This is a genomic window from Kiritimatiellia bacterium (assembly GCA_028715905.1).
Lineage (GTDB): Bacteria > Verrucomicrobiota > Kiritimatiellia > JAAZAB01 > JAAZAB01 > JAQUQV01.
Genome location: JAQUQV010000093.1, coordinates 1 through 3,212, shown reverse-complemented (window position 1 = coordinate 3,212; position 3,212 = coordinate 1). Strand labels below are relative to the sequence as shown.

The following is a 3,212-nucleotide window of genomic DNA, read 5'->3' as shown; positions in this document are numbered from 1 at the left end:
ACCCGCAACATGCGCTGGCCGCGTAATTTCTTCCATGAATGGGATTACCAGCTGGCCGGATTTTACGGCTTGAGCGCCGGAACTTATCAGTGGTGGATGAATTCCCGGCAGGGCACTTTCTCCGTCACCTGGCCGGCAACCATGAGCGCTCCAACGTTAGTCTATCCGCGCGGGCACACCTTCAACTATGCCCGCAACCAGCTCAAATGGACCATGGACGCCAACACCACCAGGTATCATCTGCAGGTCGCCCGGCAGAAAGCCAACCGCAGTATGAGTTTAGTGGTTGATGATTATTATCCCACGCCCTACTGTGACGGCGACGGAGCTTATCAGGCCGATATGCCGAAATACGCCGGCGAACTGGGCAACGGCGTCTATTACTGGCGCGTGGCCGGATGGAACCCCGCCGGCGAAAGCGCCTGGTCGGATTATCAGACTTTTGAGGTCAACCTGAACGCGACCAACTCGCACTGGATCGCGGGCGATATTTACTACTTCGGCAAGACCGATTCCTCCAATATCGTCGTGGAGGCCTTTGACAACCGCGGATTCAGCGGCAAGCCCGAAGCAAAAATCGTTTTGACCGGCGCCAACCGCACCAATACTTTCAAGGGTTCGTTCACCCTGCGCGGGCTGGCCGAGGGGACTTATTACGTCCGCGCTTACCTGGATGTCAGCCCGGCCGGGGGAACGCGCAGCGGCCGGATGGAAAACTGGTCGTCCTCCGGATTTATCCGCGACCCGGATAACGACTACCAGCCGCGCGTCATCGCGCTTCTGACCACCACCTTTATGGACGGCGCCAAGCTCATTATCCGTGACAAGGATATGGATAACGACCTTTTGCCCGACGCCTGGGAGATGTATTACTTCGGAAACCTGGATCAGACCGGCGACATGGATTACGACGGTGACGGCGAAACCAACCTGGATGAATACATCCGCGACGGCCATAATATGAACCCGGCCTCATGGGACACCGACGGCGACGGACTCTCCGACTGGTTTGAAATGAATTATCATACTTTCGCCGCGTCTTTCAATTCTGCCGCCAAGGCCGGCCAGCGGCTCAACCCGACCGGCTGGGACACCGACGGCGATAAATATTCCGACGGCAGCGAAGTAAGACGGTATAATACAAATCCGCTGGACAAAAATTCTTACCCGGCTTACCGGCCCATGTGTTTCGGCTGGCGGCGAAGCCCCGCCGATTACGACGGCGACGGCCGCACCGATCTGGCTGTCTATGACGTCGTCGCCGGCAACTGGCACTTAATGAGCGCCTACGGACAGTACTTCCCCCTGTCTTTCGGCACCGCGGCTACTTTGCCGATGCTGGGCGATTATACCGGCGACGGCGCCGAGGATTTCGCGCTCTTTGATTCCGCCGCCGGCGAATGGAGGCTGTACGACGTCTGGACCGGCCAGAAATTCAACATGCGGTTCGGCGACTCCGAAATGATCCCGGTGCCGGCCGATTACACCGCCGATGGCAGGACGGATCTGGCCCTCTATTACCCGGCCGAGGGCGCCTGGTTCATTTACGACCTGTGGAGCGGACAGCGTATCAACCTCGCATTCGGCGGGCCGACCTGGATTCCCGTCCCCGGCGATTACAACGGCGACGGCGGGGCCGACCTGGCGGTTTATGAGCCCGCAAGCGGCAACTGGCAGCTTTTAACCTATCATTGGTATACCCGTCAATTCCAGCAGATTAACGGCAATTTCGGCGGGCCGACCTGGATTCCCGTCCCCGGCGATTACGACGGCGACAGCTTGAGCGACGTCGCCATCTTTAATACAACCACCGGCGACTGGCAGATCCTGACCATGAAGGGGCAATACTTGTGCGGCCGGTTCGGCTGGTACGGCTGCATCCCGGTCCCCGGCGATTACGACGGCGACGGCCGCAGCGACGTCTGCGTTTATTACCCGCCCGCTGGAAAATGGTATATTTTCTGCTGGTCGGGCAAGTATTACGAGCGGCAGTTCGGCTGGCCCGCGGCCGCGCCAGTGCAGAAAGGAAGATGAGGAAACATAAAGATAGGCACAAAGGCACATAGGCACAAAGTTTCAGAAAGATGCAGGAGCCCGGCATTGCCGGGCGATTCCGGACGACAAAACATTATTTGTAAAAAAAATGTATTGCCAATTGTCGGGCTTTGTGCTCTATTATTCAGAACTGAGGTGAATATGAAATTCCTGAAATACTTCTGCCTTCTGCCTTCTGCCTTCTGCCTTCTGCTGCTCGCCGGCTGTGAGTGGACCGCCGGCGGCGACATGGCCACTTGGAACGACCGGGAGAATTACGCGGATTTCAGCGGGGCTTACAAGGCCTCCGACGGCGGCGTGCTGGTGCGCGCGCCCGGCGTCGGCCCGGGCTCAATCACCAACACCGTTACCGCCACCAACTCGGTGGCCGGCGAGTTGCTGGGAACCGGCGACGGCATCAATACGGCTTTTTCATCGGTCCTGGCCCATCCTCCGCCAAAGAGCGGCACCCTTACCATCGTGGCCGGCGGTTACCGCTTTGCCGACCCCGGCAGCGCCTCGGCCGGCACCGTGGCCCTGACCGTTACGCCGGCGGACGGGTCCTCCGGTTCGCTCAATCTGAATACGGGTGTCTGGACGCTCTCATTTCCCGCCCCGCTGGCCAGCGGAACCCAGATTTTGGGCGCATATCAATACCTCTCAACCAGTAATATCGTTATCGCCAGCCAGGGCAATCACGGCGATCCGATTTACACTTTTATTCTGTATCAACAGGGCAACACAATCCAGATCACGGATGATTGCGGCAGTAAATACGAAGGGTATATCGGCAGTGTGCGCACCACCGGCGGTGTGCCGATTGACTTGGATCCTTCCAACCCGGGCACGGCGCCCGTCAGCGGCTCAATCGTGGCCCAGTTGTACGCCACCGGATATTCGCAGGGTTATGCCGTCCAGATCACCGGCACTCTGCAAGGCACGCTGAGCGACGCCACTCTCTCCGGCCGCAAACTGCAGGCGACCTTCGTTGAAACCGGCGGATATGCCGCCGATGTTGCCGGAACGGCACAGTAAAAATGTAGGAGCCGCGCCCCGCCGCGGCGAAGGTAAGAATCGCGTCGCGCCCCGACGTAACGATGCAATCGCGCCAACGGGGTGGCGCTCCTACATTCATCCATCCATTGTCCGCAGGTAGGAGCCGCGCCCCGCCGCGGCGA

General features: G+C 59.2%; 2 protein-coding genes. Both read left to right on the top strand.

The annotated features are described in order from the left end of the window. The coding region (locus PHP98_11425) for a hypothetical protein (protein MDD5484239.1) at positions 1–2,034 on the top strand (2,034 nt) is incomplete at its 5' end. Between the two features lie 162 nt (positions 2,035–2,196). Continuing rightward, positions 2,197–3,069: a hypothetical protein gene (locus PHP98_11420; GenBank protein ID MDD5484238.1), complete on the top strand. Its 873-nt coding sequence runs from the start codon at positions 2,197–2,199 to the stop codon at positions 3,067–3,069. Positions 3,070–3,212: the final 143 nt, after the last annotated feature.

Excerpts from the sequence above, each read along its gene's own strand:
- PHP98_11420 (MDD5484238.1), top strand. The coding sequence starts at position 2,197 with ATGAAATTCCTGAAATACTTCTGCCTTCTGCCTTCTGCCTTCTGCCTT.